Raw genomic sequence first — 17,582 nt, 5'->3', positions numbered from 1 at the left:
GGCGACCGCGCGGGCGGTCAGGGTCTTGCCGGTGCCGGGCGGGCCGACGAGCAGCACGCCGCGCGGAATGCGGCCGCCGAGGCGCTGGAACTTCTGCGGATCGCGCAGGAACTCCACGATCTCCTGCAGATCCTCCTTGGCCTCGTCGACACCTGCGACGTCGTCGAAGGTCACGCGACCATGCGCCTCGGTGAGGAGTTTCGCCTTGGACTTGCCGAAGCCCATGGCCCTGCCCGCACCGTTCTGCATCTGGCGCGACAGGAACACCCATGCGCCGATGAACAGCGCGATGGGCAGGATGTTCATGAGAACGGCGATGAACCAGGGGGTCGAGTCGGATTGCGGACGGGCCGTGATCTGCACGCCCTTCTGCTGCAGCTTCGACACCAGGGCGGGGTCGTTCGGCGCATAGGTCGTGAAGGTGCGGCCATCCGTATAGGTGCCGCTGATCTCCGGTCCGGAGATCACCACGTTCGAAATGCGGCCGGCATCCGCCTCGTTGAGAAGCTGGCTATAGGCAATGTCGCTGCCGCCGCCTCGGTGGCCTGGGCTCTGGAACAGCGTCACAAGCGCCAGTACCAGAAGGAAAATGACAACCCACAAGGCGAAGTTGCGGAAATTTGAATTCATCGGATCAGATTCTGCCCCAGAGGGAGATGAAGCGCGAGGAAAGTCCTCGCGCGGCTAAACTCAATGTAGGCGCGCCCTTCCCCCTTGCCAAGGGAATGCGGCGGCCATGCGGCACATCCGGCAGACTTTGATTAAGAGAATTGGCTAACGGCCGCGCCTGCGGGGTGGTTCCGCCCCGATGGACACCCGCCCTTCGCGGTCGAGATGGACCAGCGCTCCGGCGATCGTAAGGCGGAGCCCCTCCCCGCGCGAGAGAGCCTCCCTGAGGCGCTCCGTGCAGGCCTCAAGGCGTTGCAGGCGGCTGTTCTCCAGGTCAATCCCCGCCTCGAGCAGGGCCTGCGCTAACATGCGCAAGGCGATTTCGAAGGGCTCCTCGGCCAAGGGGGCCGCATCGAGGGTAAGCTTCCTCTCATCGAGCACAAGCCGTGTGCGCGCCAAAGCGTCGCGAGCCTTCCCGTCCAGCGCCTCCTCGGCCCGAAAGGCTCGGCGGGCAAAGCCCGCCAGCCGTTCCGCGGTCAGCCCTTCGGCGGCGAGCCCTGGCATGAGGCGGCGCCAACGCACCCGGGCGAAGCGCTCATCCGCATTGGACGGATCGGTGACGAAGGGCCAGCCTTCGCCCAGACACAGATCCAGAAGCGTGGCTTTCGGGCAATCGAGCAGCGGCCTGACTTGGCGAATGCCGCCCCGCTCCCGCTCGGCCCGCATCCCGGCAAGGCCCGCAAGGCCCGAGCCGCGCGCCAGACGCATCAGGACCGTCTCGGCCTGATCGTCCCGGGTATGGGCAGTGAGGAGATGGGATGCGCCGATCTCGCGGGCGCATTGCAGGAGCAGGCTGTAGCGCGCCTCGCGGGCAGCTTCCTGCAGGCCGGTCTTGGGTTTGGGTCCGGTCCAGCCGAGAATGTGGTGGAATAGGCCGAGAGCGGCCGCCTCCTGGGCCACGAAGGCAGCCTCCTCGGCCGCCTCGGGGCGTAGCCCGTGATCGACGGTAGCGACAGTGATGGAGGGGCGGGCGCCTGCCGCGCTCCAGCGCGCCAGCAGATGCATCAGGGCCATGGAATCGGGCCCGCCGGATACAGCGGCGAGAATGCCTCCGGCATGTTCCAAAGGCGTGAAAAGGTGCTCCAGCCGACCGGGTTCGAGAAATTCAGACGGGGCTGAGGAAGAGGTCACGCCTCGAATGGGGCCTGTTTGCCGGGCGCTCAGCTGCACCTTAGCTGCACTTGGAGCGGCGCTGCTCGCGCTCGGAGCTCTGGCGCACGTTGGCGGAGGCCTGGGGATATTTGCGGTCGAGTTCGGCGAAGACAGCGCAGGCCCGGTCGCGGGCGCCGAGGCCGTTGAGAGAAACGCCGAGCTTCAGCAGGGCATCGGGGGCCTTGGTCGCATTGGGATGGTCTGTCGAAACGTTCAGGAACTGCTCCGCGGCTTCCCGGTAGCGGCTGCGCTGGAGATAGGTCTCGCCGAGCCAGTAGGAGGCTTCCGGCACCAGCCTGTCGCGCGGGTTGGACTGGAGGAAGCGGCGGAAACCCATCTCTGCCTCCTCGTATTGGCGCTGGGTGAAGTAGGCGTAGGCCGTCTCGAAATCCGAGCGCGGGTCGCCGACGCTGGTCGCCGCAACGCTCGGACCGCGCGCAACGGGAACGGTCGCGGGAGCCGAGGGAATCGCCCCTGAGGGGATCGCAGCCGTACGCCCAGCCGGATTCAGGTCGAGCGGCGCGGCATCCATCGCCACATCGTCTTCCTGGATCAGCTCATCCATGCTCGATGCCTGGCCGCCGGGAAGCGGCATGGGGCGGCCCACCTCGGCGGTCAAGGGAGCGGAAGGAGGCGTGGATCCGAGCGGACGAGGCGCACCGGGCGCATTCGGGTCCACGGCCGGATCGAACATGTCGCTGCGGCGCTGGGGCTGGGGCTGCGCCGGACGGACGGGCGCCGTGGTCGATGGAGAAGCCTTGGCGCCGCCGCGATTTTCCTGGAAGCGGAACTCTACATCCTCCTGGAACTTGCGGACCTGCTCCTTCAGCTGGCGGTTTTCGTATTGAAGCTGCTCGATCTGGCCGGACATCTGCCGGAACTGGTTCTCGAGCCGGTTAAGACGCACGATCGCATCGGCGGCATCCTGCGCGGCGGCAGGCCCGGCCAAGGCCGTGACGAAGGCAAAAAAGACAATCAGGCGGCGCAACATGATAGGTACCGTGAGGGTCACAATGACTGTGCCGATAACACAAAAGCGCCGCCACGGCGAGATTGTGGCGGCGCGCACGTTCCCCTCCAAAGGAGGGACACTGTTCTAACCCGAAAGCTTAAGAGCCCGCGCCCGTATTCAGCACGGTGACGGCGCGGCGGTTCTGCGACCAGCAGGAAATGTCGTTGCAGACCGCGACCGGACGCTCTTTGCCGTAGGATACGGTGCGGAAGCGCGAGGCCGGAATGCCGCGCGACACGAGATAGTCGCGCACGTTCTGGGCGCGGCGGGCGGAAAGCGAGAAGTTGTATTCGCGGGTTCCGCGCTCGTCCGCGTGACCTTCGATGATGAAGGTGTAGTTCGGATAGCGGGTCAGCCACTGGGCCTGCTTGTCGAGGATCGCGGCGGCCGTGGGGGTCAGGTCCGTCTGATCGGTCTCGAAGAACACCCGGTCGCCCACATTGACGACGAAATCCTGGGCACTACCCGGGGTTGCGGCCCCGCCGGCCCCGAAGCCGCCACCGGCCCCGTCGGCCATCCCATCTTTATTGGACGAACACGCCGCCGCCCCGAGGGCGAGGACGATGGCAGCGGCGAATTTAACGGCGCGCAACGTCATCATTGGCAATACTCCTTACACATACGTCTGCCGAACGTTGTGTGATCTATATCGGGGGATGGTTAAGGGAGGGTTCCGTCAACCGTGAGGGAAGGAGTTGGATTAAGGTGAATCACAGCCAGGCCGTGAAACCTGGGCTTAGGGTTAATTCGGAGTAAATGCGGCAAAGAGGTGGCATGACCCGTTCCGCTCCACACCCTCGCAATCGATATCGACAGGCAACTGGAGGCCGAATGGCTCTCTCGCGCGTTATGGGGACATGAGACAGATTACAGCCCAGCTCAGACAACTCGAGCAGCAGCAAGAGTCGAACCTGACGGACTTCCGTCTGGAGCGTGCCTTCGCCCGTATCGCGGACAGTGATCTGCGCACCGGCAACGCCGTCAGGCTGTTGCGGGATGCGGGGGAGAACTATCCGGCATGGCTTGCCGCCATCCGCGACGCGAAAAGCGTTATCCATTTCGAGAATTTCATCATCGCCGACGACGAGACCGGCCGCACCTTCGCGAATGCCCTGATCGAGCGGGCGCAGGCCGGGGTCAGGGTGCGCGTGCTCTACGACTGGCTCGGCTCCTCCTGGCGCGCCCTGCCTGCATTCTGGAACAGGTTGCGGCGGGCCGGGATCGAGGTGCGCGTCTTCAACCCGCCGCGGCTGACCGATCCGTTCTGGATCCGGCGCAACCACCGCAAGGTCGTCACCGTGGACGGGCGCAAGGGCTTCGTCGCGGGGCTGTGCGTGTCCAATTCCTGGGAGGGCACCGACGGCGCCGAGCCTTGGCGAGATACGGGCCTGTCCCTCGAAGGGCCCGTCGTGGCCGATCTCGACGCTGCCTTCGCAGATAGCTGGGCCCGTGCGGGAGAGCCGATCGACCGGAGCGAATTCGACGATCCGCGCACCATTCCCGAAGCCGGGACCGTGCCGGCGCGGGTGATCTGCGGCCAGCCAGGGATGTTCCGCACCTACCGGTTCGACCAGTTCATCGCGGCGACGGCGCAGCGCAACCTCTGGCTCACGGATGCCTATTTCGTCGCCACCACATCCTATGTGCAGGCGCTCGGAGAGGCGGCGCGGGACGGTGTCGATGTGCGCCTGCTCGTACCCGGTTCGAGCGACGTGCCCGTGCTGCAGCCGATCGTACGCGCGGGCTACCGCTCCCTGATCGAGGCCGGGATCCGCGTCTTCGAGTGGAACGGCTCGATGCTCCACGCCAAGACCGCCGTGGCGGACGGGCGCTGGGCGCGGGTCGGTTCGACCAATCTCAACCTCGCGAGCTGGGCGACCAACTGGGAGCTCGACGTGGTTGTCGAGGATCCAGCCTTCGCGGAGGCGATGGAGGCGATGTATCTGGAGGATCTCGCCAACGCGACCGAGATCGTCCCGGGCTCGCTGACCCGGCGCAAACAGGTCCAGAAGATGCGCGCCCGCCGCCTTCGCCGTCCCAAGAAAGGCGGTGTGCGGCGGCTCGCGGCGGGCGCTCTCGCGCTCAGCAACAGCATCGGCAAGTCGGTCAATGCGCGCTCGCTGACCGCCACCGAGGCCAGTAGCATCGCCATGATCGGCGGCGTCCTGCTGGGACTGGCGGCGATCATCACCCTGTTTCCGGTCCTGATCGTCGCACCCCTCGTCATCGGCCTGACCTGGCTGGGGCTTGCCCTTCTCATTCGGGCTCTCCGCCTCAAGCAGCGCGTCCGTGTGCGGCGCCGCAAGCTGGAGCTCAGGCGCAAGCCGGGACGCGACAAGGACAGGCCGGCTTCCCCGAGGAGGGGATGAAACCGGCCGCCAAGCTCTAGCGTTGAACAGATACCTTCCATAGGGGCAGGCGCGATGGTGATGCCTGCGCTCTCAAAGGAGATAGCCATGGCGACCGGTTCTTCCAGCTCCTCCGAATCCTTCGATCGCGCGCAGTCCATGAGCGTGCTCCTCGCCCAGAATTGGTGGGCGATGGCCTTGCGCGGGGTCTTCGCCATCATCTTTGCCCTGATCGCCTTCTTCCTTCCGGGAGCGACGCTGCTCTCCCTGGTGTTGTTCTTCTCGGCCTACATGCTGGTCGACGGCGTTTTCGGCATCGTCGCCGCCGTGCGGGCGGCCTCGCAGAACCAGCGATGGGGCCTTCTGGTTCTCGAAGGGCTCGTGGATATCGCGGTCGGCGTCATCGCCTTCGTCTGGCCGGGGCTGACGGTTCTGTTCTTCGTCACGCTGATGGCCGTCTGGTCACTGATCACGGGTGCGCTCATGATCGGCGCCGCCTTCAAGTTGAACCCGGCCTATGGCCGCGGCTGGCTGATCTTCAGCGGTATCGTATCGGTTCTGTTCGGCGTCGCGCTACTGGTCGCTCCGCTCGTCGGCGCGGTGGTGCTCACCTGGTGGCTCGGGGCCTATGCTCTGGTCTTCGGCATCACGCTTCTCATGCTCGCCTTCAAGCTGAAGGGCCACAAGGACCGCATGGAGCACACCGCCGCCCCGCGCGGCGTATGACGCGCGAAACTGAACGGGGCGCTCAAAGCGCCCCGCTTCTTCAATTCTGCTGACGTTCTCCGCTCAGCAACGGTGACCATGTGGGATCCGACGCGAAGGACGGCGTCGCGATCGGCTGCTCCACGCGGCCGGTGATATCGACCATGTAGAGCTTACCGCCCGCCTGCCCGCCCGGATCGCGGAAGAACAGGATGTACTGGCCGTTCGGCGCCCAGGTCGGGCTCTCGTTGTGGAAGCCTTCCGTCAGGATGCGCTCGCCCGAACCGTCGGGCTTCATGATGCCGATGGCGAACCCGCCCGCGCGGCGCTTGGTGAAGGCGATGTAGTCGCCGCGCGGCGACCAAGCCGGCTGCGAATAGGAGCCGTCACCGAAGGAGATGCGGCGCTGGTTCGAGCCGTCCGCTGCCATGGCGTAGATCTGCTGCTGGCCGCCGCGATCGCTCTCGAACACGATCTCGCGGCCGTCCGGCGAGAAGGACGGCGAGGTGTCAATGGCGGCGGTCGAGGTCAGCCGCGTCGTGGCCTGGGAGCCCAGGTTCATCATGAAGATGTTCGCATTGCCGCCCTGCTGGAAGCTCATGACAATGCGCTGACCGTCGGGCGAGAAGCGCGGGCTCGAGGTCATGTCGGGGAAATTGCCGACGACCTGACGCGAGCCGGTCTCGAGATTGATCACCTGGACGCGCGGCTGCTGCCCGTCGGCCTGGGACATGTAGGTGATGTCCTGGGTGGCGGGCGAATAGCGCGGCGTGACGACGAGACTGTCGCCCTGAGTCAGGAAGCGGACGTTTGCGCCGTCCTGATCCATGATGGCGAGCCGCTTGCGGCGGTTCTCCTTCGGGCCGGATTCGTCGACGAACACGATGCGCGTATCGAAGAAGCCTCCGAAGCCGGTGACCTTGGTATAGACCGCATCGGAAATGATGTGGCCGACGCGGCGCCAGAAATTGGGATCGGTGACATATTGCTGGCCGGTGAGCTGCTGGCCCGAATCCACATCCCACAGGCGGAACTCCGCCTTGAGGCGGCCTGACGGATCGCGCGTCACGCGGCCCGTCACGAGCGCCTGCGCACCCGCCATCTTCCAGGCATCGAAACGCGGCGCGACATCGAAAGCCGGGCGCTCCGGAAAGCGCGACTTGTCGAGGGGCATGAAATAGCCCGAGCGCTGCAGGTTGCTAGCAATGATGCCTGACACTCGCTGGCCGAGATCGCCCTCGCCCGCGAAATCGGCGACGGCGATGGGCATGGGCTGAAACTGCCCTCCTGGCCCGACCCGGAAGCTCAATTGCGCATAAGCGTCAGGAGCAATGGCGACCATCGGCGCCACAAGGGCGAGCGCGACAAGAAGACGGGACAGCAAGCGAATGATCATGAGGGCAGGTCTCAAGCGGTGGGGGCTTCAGATCAGGTGAGATCGAACTGGACGTTCAACGTCTTCCAGTCCGAGTAATAAGGGGCGAATTGGGCGGGAACGCGATAAGGCGCGCAGCGTCGTACCGCGCGCAGCGCAGCGTCGGCGACCGCGCGGTCGGTGGAGTTGGTTCCGCCGCGCATCACGGACGGCTCGCTCGCGAGCGATCCATCCTGATTGAGGCGGATATCGAGGATAGGCGGGACCACGCTGCCCGCAGAAGCGCTGATCGGCGCCGTGTAGCAACGGGCGATTTGCTCGCGCAGCAGGCCCATTAAAGCATCTTTCTGACTCGGGTTGAGCTTCGCAGCCGTTCCCGTCGCGGTGCCGAGCGAGGCCTGTTTCTGAACCTCCGCCCCGGTCGCGCCGGTCGATTGGTGCTTTTCCTTGTTCTCCAGGAATTGCTTCAGATCGCCCATGTCGAGCTTCTTAGCGACCTGTGCTTCCTTGCGGGCCTTGGCCTCCGCTTCGGCTTTCGCCTTGGCTTCCGCGACCTTCTTGGCCTCGGCCTCAGCTTTGGCCTTGGCTTCCGCTTCCGCCTTTGCCTTCGCTTCGGCAATCTTCTTGGCTTCAGCCTGAGCCTTCGCCTCCGCTTCCGCCTTGGCTTTCGCTTCCGCCTCGACCTTTGCCTTCTCGGCAGCCTTGGCGCGCTCGATGGCTTCCGCCTCTGCCTTGGCCTCGGCCAGCTTCTTCTCTTCCTCGGCCTTGGCTTTCGCCTCGGCTTCAGCCTGGGAGGGCTTCGGGGGCGGAGGCGGCGGCGGGGGTTGAGCCGCGACGGGCTCCTCCTTGTCGGCCACCTTCATCTCTTCTGGGCGCTTCGGCGGGGCGGGCGCATCGCGCTTGTCCTCGCCGGGATCGCGCAATTCGGTCTTGTCGGCTGCTCGATCCGCGCGCGGCTTCGGCGCCGGCAAAACGGTCTTGGCGGTCTGCTCGCCCTTGGTAATCTGGGAGAACTGGTTGTCGGTGATGACCTCGACGGGAATGCCTTCCTGCGCCTCGGGGAATTCGCTGACGGACGAGAGCCCGACCATGGCCGCGGCCAGGAGCACCACGTGCGTGGTGCCCGAGACCCAGAAGCCCGGTTCGGAGGAGTTGAATTTGAGCTTCAACGCCACGATCTCGCCCCTGCCCTGTTCCCGCTCAACGTTGAGCAGGCTCCGCTACGAGCGCGACGCGCTTGTAGCCGGCCCCCGACACGATGGACATGATCTGGGCCACGCGGCCGTAATCGACCTTCTTGTCGCCCCGGACGAAAATGCGCTCGTCGAATCCCTGCTTCGACACTTCGGCGAGCTTGCCGACGATGGCCTCGTCGGAGAGTTCCGCATCCGCCAGGAACACCTGCCCCGTCGCTTTGATGGACAGCGTCACGGGCTTGGAATCCATGTTGAGCGGAGCAGCCTTCGTCTGCGGCAGGTCGAGGGGCACGCCCACCGTCATCATGGGCGCCGCCACCATGAAGATGATGAGCAGGACGAGCATGACGTCGATGAACGGCGTCATGTTGATCTCGTTCATTGCGCCGCTGCGGCGGGCGCGCCGCCGGCGGCGTCCACCGCCTTTCGCCATGCCTGCTGCCGATGCCATCCCCGAACTCCCTTAAGCCGCGAGCGCGATGCGCTCGTCGATCTGGCGCGAGAGAATGGCGGAGAACTCGTCGGCGAAGCCCTCGAGCCGCGACTGCAGCTTGCTGACCTCACTTTGCAGCTTGTTGTAGGCGAGCACCGCCGGAATGGCCGCGAACAGGCCGATGGCGGTGGCGAACAGCGCCTCCGCGATGCCCGGCGCCACGACGGCGAGACTCGTGCTCTTGGAGGCGGCGATGGAGGTGAAGGAGTTCATGATGCCCACTACCGTGCCGAACAGGCCGATATAGGGACCGGCCGAGCCGATGGAGGCGAGGACCGTGAGCTTCGAGTCGAGTCGCTCGACTTCGCGCTGGATGGTGACGTCCAGCACCTTGTCGATGCGCTGGGACAAGCTCTGGAACGAGCGGCCGGAGCCCTCGAAGGAGCGCTTCCACTCGCGCATGGCGGCGACGAAGACGGCGGCGAGCCCGGTCGCCGAGCGGCTCTGGAGCGAGCGGAACAGCTCCTCCAGGGACTGGCCGGACCAGAACACCTCCTCGAAGCGGTTCATGGCGCGCTTGGTGCGGGCGTAGAGAAGGGTCTTGTCGATGATGATGGCCCAGCACCAGACGGAGGCGCCCAGAAGTCCGATCATCACAAGCTTGACAATGAAATGCGCCTGCCAGAACAGGCCAAAAAGGGACATGTCGTGTGCCACAGGGACAGCCTGGGCCACATCGGCCGGATTCATAATTCGCGTCCTCGCTCTTCGAGCAGCCCAGGAACTGGACTCAACCGCGTTCGTAGGAAAATCTTGTGCGTATCACCGTTCGTTCGCCCGCGAATCTGTCGAAAATAAGGGCGTACGGCTTTGAGACGCCGATCTTTCTCGTCCGTTGCCTGTTAAGCACAGAGTAAGGTTAAGGCTTGGTTTAAGCGGGTCGGGCCCAAGGGCGATATCCCGCCTGATCCGCCCACTCCCCTGCTTGAGCGGCGGCATCCCGGCGCGTGATCTAGAGTCCGGTCACGCTTCTGTGAACATGATCGGTCTCCAGGCCTCTGATGCCGCGTGAACTTCTCGGAAGGCTGGAATCCCCTTCGCCGGATCATGCTCTAGGTATGGAATCAGCCGGGTCAGCGGGAGGGAGCGATGCTCAAGGACGTGATGGTGCGGCTTGACGGAAGCCCGGCCGACGATGGCCCCCTGGCGGCTGCCGCGATGATCGCGGAACTCTTCCAGGGCCACGTGACCGGGCTCTTCCTGAACCTTCTGCCCCTGACCATGCCGGTGGAGGGGGACGATATCGGCGCCATCGAGGCCGTCGAGCGGATCGACCGGACGCGGGAGATCGGAGACAGGATCGAGGCGACCCTGATCGAACGGCTGTCCCGCCTGCCCTGTCCGGCTGAGGTCCGGCGGCGCGATGTCTTCGCCGCCGAAATCGCCGATACGGCCACCCGGGAGGCGCGTCTGGCCGACACCTTCATTACCGTCCGCCCGAACACGCAAGGCGCGCCGCCGGAAACGCACCGTGTCGTCGAAAGTGTTCTATTCGGATCCGGCCGCCACATCCTTCTGGTGCCCCAGCGCGAGTGGACGGCGGACGGCTTCGAGCGCGCCGTCGTAGGCTGGAACGCGAGCCGGGAATCCGTCCGCGCACTGACCGAGGCCCTGCCCTATCTGCGCAAGGCCCGGACCGTGACGGTTGTCGTCGTGGACGACGATAGCTTGACGGGATGGGCGACCGTTTCCGGGAAGGCCGCGATCAAGCACCTCAAGCATCATGGCATCGAAGCGTCGCTGCACGAGGTCAAAAGCCGAGGCGGCGACGTCGCGGCTGCCCTGATGGAGGAGGCGCAACGATCAGGCGCCCAACTCCTGGTGATGGGAGGCTACGGCCATTCACGCCTGCGCGAATGGCTCCTCGGCGGCGTGACATACGATCTCCTGCATCACGCGGCCATTCCGCTCCTCATCGCCCATTGAGGGCGGGGTCCGTGCCGTCGTCAGGCTCGGGATGCCAGAGCAGCTCGCAGGCTGTCCGGGATGCGCACGGCTCGTCCCCCTCGGACCGCCGCAACGGTGACGTCGGCGGTGACGAGGACATCGTCGCCCCGGCGTATCTCCTGAGCGAGCGTCATCGAGGCGCCCCGCATCTCCTTCGGGCGCGTCACGATGGTAAGCACATCGTCCATCAGGGCCGCACCGCGAAAATCGATGGTCATCTTGCGCACCACGAAGGCGAGCCCGCCCATCTCGCTGTGAAGGTCGGATTGCGCCACCTCCGCCGCCCGCAACAACTCTGTCCGGCCCCGCTCCATGAACCGGAGATAGCTGGCGTGATAGACGCGCGCCGAAAAATCCGTGTCTTCATAATAGACACGAACGGGAAGGATATGGGCATCGCCGTCGAGGCGGCCGGAGAGGAGAGAATGGGTGCTCTCCTGCTCTCCTCCCCACAAGGGGGAGGGGGACTGGTCGCGCTTCTCACTCATCCTCGTCCCCGTTGAACAGCCCGAATTGCGCCGTCTCGCGGCTGGGCTCGGGCATGCCGAGATGGCGGAAGGCGTGGGGAGTGAGGATGCGGCCGCGCGGGGTGCGCTGCACGAAACCCTTCTGGATCAGATAGGGCTCGATGATTTCCTCGATGGCGTCGCGCGGCTCGGAGAGAGCCGCAGCGATGGTCTCGATGCCGACCGGGCCGCCGCCGAAGGAGAGCGCGATGGTGGTGAGATATTTGCGGTCCATCAGATCGAGGCCGATGGGATCGACATCGAGGAGGCGCAGCGCATTATCCGCAAGCTCGCGGCTGATGGTGGCCATCCCTTCGACGATGGCGAAATCGCGGACGCGGCGCAACAAACGGCCCGCGATGCGCGGCGTGCCGCGGGAGCGGCGGGCGATCTCGTTCGCGCCGTCGTCGCTCATGCCGATGCCGAGCACTCGCGCGCCGCGGCGCACGATCAGCTCCAGCTCCTCGACCGTGTAGAATTCGAGCCGGATTGGAATGCCGAAACGGTCGCGCAAAGGCGTGGTGAGGAGCCCTGCGCGGGTGGTTGCACCCACAAGGGTGAATTTCGGCAATTCGATCTTCACCGAGCGCGCGGCGGGGCCTTCGCCGATGATGAGGTCGAGCTGGTAATCCTCCATCGCCGGATAAAGGATTTCCTCCACCGCCGGGTTGAGGCGGTGAATCTCGTCGATGAAGAGCACGTCGCGCTCTTCCAGGTTGGTGAGCTGCGCCGCGAGGTCCCCCGCCTTGGCGATGACGGGGCCGGAGGTCGAGCGGAAATTGACGCCGAGCTCCCGCGCCACGATCTGCGCCAGGGTCGTCTTGCCGAGACCCGGCGGGCCGACGAAGAGCACGTGATCGAGCGCATCGCCCCGCGATTTCGCGGCGTTGATGAAGACCTGCAGATTGGCCCGCGCCGCCTTCTGGCCCGTGAAATCGTCGAGCGCCAGCGGACGCAGGGACGTCTCGGTATCATCCTCGCGTTTCTCGGGGGTCAGCAGGCGGCGGGAATCGGTCAAAGAATCTTACCTTTCAAAGGCTTGATATAAGCAGGCTTTCCTAGCGCGCCAACTCTCGCAGGCCCAGGCGGATGAGTGTTTTCGCCTCAGCCTCCTCGCCCGCCTGCTTCAAGGCGGCGGCGACGGCGGCGGAAGCCTGGGCCTGGGGATAGCCGAGATTGACCAGCGCCGAGATGGCGTCCGAGACGGGAAGCGGCGCGCTTTTGTCCTCGATGGCGCCGGACAGGCGGATGAGGGCCGGATCGACGCTCGCAAAGGCCGGAGCCTTGTCCTTCAGTTCCGAAACGATGCGCTGGGCGAGCTTGGGGCCGACGCCGGGGCCGCGCGCCACCGCCGCCTTGTCGCCGGTGGCGATGGCGGTGCCAAGGCTTCCGGGATCGAGCACCGAGAGGATGCCGAGCGCCACCTTGGCGCCGACCCCCTGCACCGATTGCAGGAGGCGGAACCACTCGCGCTCCGCATCCGAGCGGAAGCCGAACAGGCGGATCATGTCCTCGCGGACATGGGTTTCGATGGAGAGCGAGGCCGCCTCGCCAACCGGAGGCAGGTTCTGGAGCGTGCGCGAGGAGCAATGCACGACATAGCCGACGCCCTGCACATCGACGATCACGAAATCATCGCCATAGGCATCGATGATGCCCTTGAGTTTGCCGATCAACGTTCTTCTCCACCCTCCCCGTCATCCCGGCGGAGGCCGGGATCCATAATCACTGCCGGCGCGTCAGCGAGCGCGGGAGGGGCTATGGGTTCCGGGCTCGGCTGCGCCGCCCCGGAATGACGTTGGTTGCTCTGTAACACTTAAAAACTCGCCGCCAAAGCGCGCGCCTTGCGGTGATGCGCATGGGCGATGGCGATGGCGAGCGCATCGGCGGCGTCGGCCTTCTTGAAATCGGCCTTGGGCAGCAGGATCTTCACCATGGCCTGCACCTGATCCTTTTCGGCGTGTCCCACGCCCACCACGGTCTTCTTGACCTGGTTGGCGCCGTATTCCGCCACGGGCAGCCCGTGCAGCGCCGGGACCAGCAGGGACATGGCGCGGGCCTGACCGAGTTTCAGGGTCGCCTGCGCATCCTTGTTGACGAAGGTTTCCTCCACCGCGACCTCGTCGGGCGTCCAGGTGGCGACGACCTCGGTCAGCCGGTCGTGAAGCTGCTTCAGGCGAAGGGCAAGGGCCAGGTCTCCGTCCGAGGTCACGACCCCGCAGGCCACGTAGGAGAGTTTCGTCCCCTCGATGGTAATGACGCCCCAGCCCGTGTTGCGCAGGCCGGGATCGAGGCCGAGGATGCGGACGCGTTCTGTCAAAAGCCCTCTCCCGGCTCACTTCGTTCGCCACACTTCTCCCGCAAAGGGGAGAGGGAAGGAACCTTACTCCGCCATTTTCTGCATGAGCGTCTCGGACAATTCGAAATTGCCGTAGACGTTCTGCACATCGTCGTGCTCTTCGAGCGTCTCCATCAGGCGCATCAGCTTTTCGCCGGCCTCGTCGTCGACGGCGACGGGGGTCTGGGGCTTCCAGACGAGCTTGGAGGCCTTCGGCTCGCCGAACTTCTCTTCCAGCGCCTTGGTCACCTCGTTGAGGGAGCCCTGGTCGCAATAGATCTCGTGGCCGCTCTCGGAGGAGACCACATCCTCGGCGCCGGCCTCGATGGCGGCTTCCAGCATGGTGTCCGCATCGGTAGCCTCGGGAGCGAACTCCACCAGACCGACCCGGTCGAACATGAAGGAGACGGCGCCCGTCTCGGCGAGGTTGCCGCCGCTCTTGGTGAAGTAGGAGCGGATATCGGAAGCCGTGCGGTTGCGGTTGTCGGTCATGGCCTCGACGATAAGCGCCGCGCCGCCGGGGCCGTAGCCCTCGTAGCGGATCTCTTCGTAGTTCTCGCCGTCGTTACCGGCGGCCTTGTTGATGGCGCGCTGGATATTGTCCTTGGGCATGTTCTCGGCGCGGGCGGCCAGGATCGCGGCGCGCAGGCGCGGGTTCATGTTGGGGTCGGGCATGCCCATCTTGGCCGCGACCGTGATTTCGCGGGCGAGCTTGGAGAAGAGCTTCGAGCGCACCGCGTCCGCGCGCCCCTTGCGGTGCATGATGTTCTTGAACTGTGAATGTCCGGCCATAGGGCCTCCGCGATCGCGACCGAGAGCGTCTTGGCGTTCAAGAACCCATCAGGCCGCGGATGTTGACGATAGCGGGCTTATAAAACGGTGTAGCGCCCGAGGCAAAGCCCCTCGGCCCCTCTTTGTTCTGGAGCCTTGTCGCGAATTCCGGCTCGCGACAAGGCTCTCTTTTTGAAAGACGCATTTTCCGCCGCAAAACCGGCATCCACTTTTGCGGAAAATGCTTCAAATTCCGAACCAGCTCGCGAGCCCCGCCCGGATCAGGTGATAGGACGCGCCCAGCACCGTGACCGTATAGGCCAAGCCCGCCAAACCGATGAGATATCCCAAGAGCAGGAGATAGCCATCCTCCTCGATGACCGCGATGGAGACGATGACGAGCGCGATGGAGGGTGGAAAATTGGTGCCCGGAAACGGGATCAGCACCGACAGGGCCACCAGGAAGGCGAAAAGGCCGACCATCCGGTCGCCGACCACGCTGAAAAGCTGCGTCAGCCTGGGCTTGCAATAACTCTCGAGCCATTGAAGCCTGGGCTCCGCGACGTCGATCAGGCGCTTGAACTTCTCGACCGAGACGGAGCGGCGCTTGATGAAGCCGGGCAGCCAGGGATGCCTGTGGCCGAGCATCATCTGGATGCCGAAGATGAGAACGGGCGTTCCGACGATGCCGGCGATGCCTGGAGGCGCCGGTACGCAATTCGGCAGGCTGAACAGGATCAGCACCAGCCCGAAGGCGCGCTCGCCGAAGGCATCGATGATTTCGCCGATGGTGATCGTCTCGCCCCTGGCCTGATCGATCACCGCGCGTAGGATGGCGGATACGCTCTTATGCTCCGCGGCCTCCGGCGAGGTGCCGTTCTCACGCGCGGCTTGAAGACGTTGCTGATTTTCGGCGTCCACCTGCTTCCTCCGTTAGAGGACAGATGGGCATATTTCGCCGCAAGCCAAGAGCAGCTGAATCGAGCCCTGAAACGGCACCCGAACTCTTCCCAAGCCTCTAATCCCAGAATCGCGGCCAGGATTCCTCGAGATGCGGGCCAAGGCGCAGAGCCGCGACGCGGGTGGCAAGGCCGCTGCGGTCGTCGATCTCGACCGCAACCCCTGAGAGGGTGGCCTCGCCGAGACCCGGCTCCATGCGCGGCCCAGGCGTCTTCTGGAGAAAGCGGCGGAGGGATTCCTCCTTCTGCATGCCGATGACGGTATCGTAATCGGCGCACATGCCCGCATCGGTCATGTAGGCGGTGCCGCCCGGCAGGACCCGGTGGTCGGCGGTCGGGGCATGGGTATGGGTGCCGACCACGAGGCTGGCGCGGCCGTCGATGTGATACCCCATCGCCTCCTTCTCGCTGGTCGCCTCCGCATGAATATCCACGATGACCGCGTCCGCCACCTGACCCAGAGGGCAGGCGTCGAGTTCCCGGTCCACCGCCGCGAAGGGATCGTCGAGCGCGTCCATGAACAGGCGGCCCATCACGTTGATGACGAGGACGCGCCGGCCTGACGGGGTATCGATGAGGTTGGCGCCCCGTCCGGGCGTGCCGGGCGGGTAGTTCACGGGCCTGATGAGCCTGGGCTGGCGCTCGATGAAGACCAGGGTCTCGCGCTGGTCCCAGGTATGATTGCCGAGGGTGACGGCATCCGCGCCCGCATTCAGCAGGTCGTCGCAGATCGCTTCGGTGATGCCGTAGCCGCCCGCCGCGTTCTCCCCGTTGATGGCCACGAAATCGAGCCGCCAGCGCTCCCTTAAAGACGGCAGGCGTTCGACGACCGCATTGCGGCCGGCCCGTCCGACCACATCTCCGAGGAAGAGAAGACGCATTGAGAAGTCCTTTAAAGAGGCTTGGTCCGAATGAGTTCGGTTTCTGTGACGATCACATCGAGTGGCCGGTCATGGGGCTCGACCGGAACTTGCTCGATCTCCTGAACCGCATAGGCGAGGCCAATGGTCAAGATGGAATGGCGGGATTCGAGGGCCGCGATGGCCCGGTCGAAATGCCCCTTGCCATAGCCGATCCGCCCGCCGCGCCGGTCGAAGGCCAGGAGGGGCACCAGCAAGGCGTTGGGGAAAACCTCCGGCGCATCGGGTCCGGGCTCATGCACCCCGAACCCGCCCTTCACCAGCGGATCGCCGGGCCGCCAGAGGCGGAAGCTCAAATGCGGATGGAGGATCTGGGACAGGGCGACATCCTGCCCGCGGGCGGTGAGCGCCTCCATGAGGGGACGCGGATCGGCCTCGCTGCGGATAGGCCAATAGCCGCCGACCGGGTTGGTTTCCTTCAGGTGGCTTAGACCCAGGGCCCGCTCGGAAATGCGATGCGAGGCTTCGTGGCGGAATGCCTCGTCGAGGGCGTCGCGGCGGGTGAAGGCCTCGCGGCGAAGCCTTTCCTTGAGATCGGGACGGGAGAGAGATGTCATCGGGTGCGGAGCCACAAAAGCCGTCGGAGAAGCGATCCCGGGAACCTACATAAGTAGGTGGGCGCCGTGTATCCCGGTCCACGGACCGGGTAGGGACAGCTCCCTAAGGATCGATAAGGCCCCGGGGAAATGAACTCCTAACGAGCCCCGCAGCCCCGCCTTCCTTATGTAGGGGGGATGGGAGCCGTGGGGAAGAGGAAAGTTGGAGGCACCGTTCCTTTGTCATCTCTGGGCCACGCAGCCGAACCCGGGAGACGATAGCAACTATCCCTGCCCCGGTGAATTCAGGCTCCGTGCCAGACGCTCGATCCGCTCGGCAGCCTTGTGCACGCCTTCCGCGAGCCGGGCTTCAATGACTTGCGTGCGCTCATCGCCGGCGGAGGCGAAGCTCCGCAGCTCGGCGAGTTCGGTCTCCAGGGCCGCGATACGTTTCTTCGTCTCGTGCATCTCATCCGCCAGGGTAATGGCTGCCATGACGTGGAGGCGCATGTCGCCGATCTCGCCGAAGGCGGCGCGCATGTCCTCGATCTTGGCGTCGAAGGAGGCGGCGAGACCTTCGAGATGCCGCTCCTCGCCATCGGCGCAGGCGATGCGGTAGGTCTTTCCGGCGATCGTCACCATCACCTGGGCCATC

20 protein-coding genes and 1 other RNA gene are annotated in these 17,582 nt (G+C 65.2%); 3 read left to right on the top strand and 18 right to left on the bottom strand.

Annotated elements, in window-relative coordinates; genetic code table 11:
- From AB4Y97_RS17060 to pal, 4 genes are all read right to left on the bottom strand, one after another.
- Positions 1-630: ATP-dependent metallopeptidase FtsH/Yme1/Tma family protein (locus AB4Y97_RS17060; RefSeq protein ID WP_442000235.1), on the bottom strand; the 630-nt coding region annotated here is incomplete at its 3' end.
- 144 nt (positions 631-774) lie between these two features.
- Positions 775-1,800 (bottom strand): tRNA lysidine(34) synthetase TilS, encoded by a 1,026-nt coding sequence (tilS, locus tag AB4Y97_RS17055; RefSeq protein ID WP_442000234.1) that lies wholly within the window; start codon positions 1,798-1,800, stop codon positions 775-777.
- 40 nt (positions 1,801-1,840) lie between these two features.
- Positions 1,841-2,812 carry a tol-pal system protein YbgF gene (gene ybgF / locus AB4Y97_RS17050; RefSeq protein ID WP_442000243.1) on the bottom strand — a complete coding sequence of 324 codons (972 nt, stop codon included), beginning with the start codon at positions 2,810-2,812 and terminating at the stop codon, positions 1,841-1,843.
- A 118-nt stretch (positions 2,813-2,930) separates the two neighbouring features.
- Positions 2,931-3,434: a peptidoglycan-associated lipoprotein Pal gene (gene pal, locus AB4Y97_RS17045; RefSeq protein ID WP_442000233.1), complete on the bottom strand. Its 504-nt coding sequence runs from the start codon at positions 3,432-3,434 to the stop codon at positions 2,931-2,933.
- 388 nt (positions 3,435-3,822) lie between these two features.
- Between pal and AB4Y97_RS17040 the strand changes: the two genes are divergently transcribed.
- Positions 3,823-5,202, top strand: a complete 1,380-nt coding sequence (locus tag AB4Y97_RS17040) for a phospholipase D-like domain-containing protein (RefSeq protein WP_442000242.1) — start codon at positions 3,823-3,825, stop codon at positions 5,200-5,202.
- 87 nt (positions 5,203-5,289) lie between these two features.
- A complete protein-coding gene (locus AB4Y97_RS17035; RefSeq protein ID WP_442000232.1) occupies positions 5,290-5,907 on the top strand; it encodes an HdeD family acid-resistance protein in 618 nt (205 codons plus the stop codon).
- Positions 5,908-5,947: 40 nt separating this feature from the next.
- Here the strand turns inward: AB4Y97_RS17035 and tolB are convergent, their stop codons facing one another.
- Genes tolB through tolQ form a run of 4 tightly spaced genes read right to left on the bottom strand, consistent with a single transcriptional unit; the run spans position 5,948 to position 9,640 of the window.
- A complete protein-coding gene (gene tolB / locus AB4Y97_RS17030; RefSeq protein ID WP_442000231.1) occupies positions 5,948-7,282 on the bottom strand; it encodes a Tol-Pal system beta propeller repeat protein TolB in 1,335 nt (444 codons plus the stop codon).
- A gap of 32 nt (positions 7,283-7,314) precedes the next feature.
- A complete protein-coding gene (gene tolA / locus AB4Y97_RS17025) occupies positions 7,315-8,430 on the bottom strand; it encodes a cell envelope integrity protein TolA (protein WP_442000241.1) in 1,116 nt (371 codons plus the stop codon).
- A 31-nt stretch (positions 8,431-8,461) separates the two neighbouring features.
- The gene (locus AB4Y97_RS17020) at positions 8,462-8,908 is read right to left on the bottom strand and encodes an ExbD/TolR family protein (RefSeq protein ID WP_442000230.1); all 447 of its coding nucleotides are present in this window, start codon (positions 8,906-8,908) and stop codon (positions 8,462-8,464) included.
- A 12-nt stretch (positions 8,909-8,920) separates the two neighbouring features.
- Entirely contained in the window at positions 8,921-9,640 is a 720-nt protein-coding gene (gene tolQ, locus AB4Y97_RS17015; RefSeq protein WP_442000229.1) for a protein TolQ, read from the bottom strand.
- Positions 9,641-10,039: 399 nt separating this feature from the next.
- Here tolQ and AB4Y97_RS17010 point away from each other — a divergent pair, with 399 nt between their 5' ends.
- Positions 10,040-10,876, top strand: a complete 837-nt coding sequence (locus AB4Y97_RS17010) for a universal stress protein (protein ID WP_442000228.1) — start codon at positions 10,040-10,042, stop codon at positions 10,874-10,876.
- Positions 10,877-10,896: 20 nt separating this feature from the next.
- Here the strand turns inward: AB4Y97_RS17010 and ybgC are convergent, their stop codons facing one another.
- The 10 genes from ybgC to AB4Y97_RS16960 form a co-directional block, all read right to left on the bottom strand.
- Positions 10,897-11,385, bottom strand: a complete 489-nt coding sequence (gene ybgC / locus AB4Y97_RS17005) for a tol-pal system-associated acyl-CoA thioesterase (protein ID WP_442000227.1) — start codon at positions 11,383-11,385, stop codon at positions 10,897-10,899.
- The gene (ruvB, locus tag AB4Y97_RS17000; protein ID WP_442000226.1) at positions 11,378-12,421 is read right to left on the bottom strand and encodes a Holliday junction branch migration DNA helicase RuvB; all 1,044 of its coding nucleotides are present in this window, start codon (positions 12,419-12,421) and stop codon (positions 11,378-11,380) included. Before ruvB ends, ybgC begins: the two co-directional genes overlap by 8 nt.
- 40 nt (positions 12,422-12,461) lie before the next feature.
- Positions 12,462-13,079, bottom strand: coding sequence for a Holliday junction branch migration protein RuvA (ruvA, locus tag AB4Y97_RS16995; protein ID WP_442000225.1), 618 nt, complete (start codon positions 13,077-13,079; stop codon positions 12,462-12,464).
- Positions 13,080-13,219: 140 nt separating this feature from the next.
- The gene (gene ruvC / locus AB4Y97_RS16990; RefSeq protein WP_442000224.1) at positions 13,220-13,723 is read right to left on the bottom strand and encodes a crossover junction endodeoxyribonuclease RuvC; all 504 of its coding nucleotides are present in this window, start codon (positions 13,721-13,723) and stop codon (positions 13,220-13,222) included.
- Positions 13,724-13,786: 63 nt separating this feature from the next.
- Positions 13,787-14,533 carry a YebC/PmpR family DNA-binding transcriptional regulator gene (locus AB4Y97_RS16985; RefSeq protein ID WP_442000223.1) on the bottom strand — a complete coding sequence of 249 codons (747 nt, stop codon included), beginning with the start codon at positions 14,531-14,533 and terminating at the stop codon, positions 13,787-13,789.
- A gap of 225 nt (positions 14,534-14,758) precedes the next feature.
- Complete coding sequence (locus AB4Y97_RS16980) at positions 14,759-15,433, bottom strand: exopolysaccharide biosynthesis protein (RefSeq protein ID WP_442000222.1); 675 nt, start codon at positions 15,431-15,433, stop codon at positions 14,759-14,761.
- Between the two features lie 97 nt (positions 15,434-15,530).
- A complete protein-coding gene (locus AB4Y97_RS16975; protein ID WP_442000221.1) occupies positions 15,531-16,352 on the bottom strand; it encodes a TIGR00282 family metallophosphoesterase in 822 nt (273 codons plus the stop codon).
- Between the two features lie 11 nt (positions 16,353-16,363).
- On the bottom strand, positions 16,364-16,948 hold the full coding sequence (locus AB4Y97_RS16970; RefSeq protein WP_442000220.1) for a 5-formyltetrahydrofolate cyclo-ligase: 585 nt from the start codon (positions 16,946-16,948) through the stop codon (positions 16,364-16,366).
- A 4-nt stretch (positions 16,949-16,952) separates the two neighbouring features.
- Positions 16,953-17,107: non-coding RNA, 6S RNA (ssrS, locus tag AB4Y97_RS16965), on the bottom strand.
- A 105-nt stretch (positions 17,108-17,212) separates the two neighbouring features.
- Positions 17,213-17,581: a cell division protein ZapA gene (locus AB4Y97_RS16960; RefSeq protein WP_442000219.1), complete on the bottom strand. Its 369-nt coding sequence runs from the start codon at positions 17,579-17,581 to the stop codon at positions 17,213-17,215.
- Position 17,582 lies beyond the last annotated feature (1 nt).

The organism is Microvirga sp. 2TAF3 (assembly GCF_052114965.1).
Taxonomy (GTDB): Bacteria; Pseudomonadota; Alphaproteobacteria; order Rhizobiales; family Beijerinckiaceae; genus Microvirga.
The sequence above is the reverse complement of the archived record's forward strand: the minus strand, read 5'-3'. Positions and strand labels throughout refer to the sequence as shown.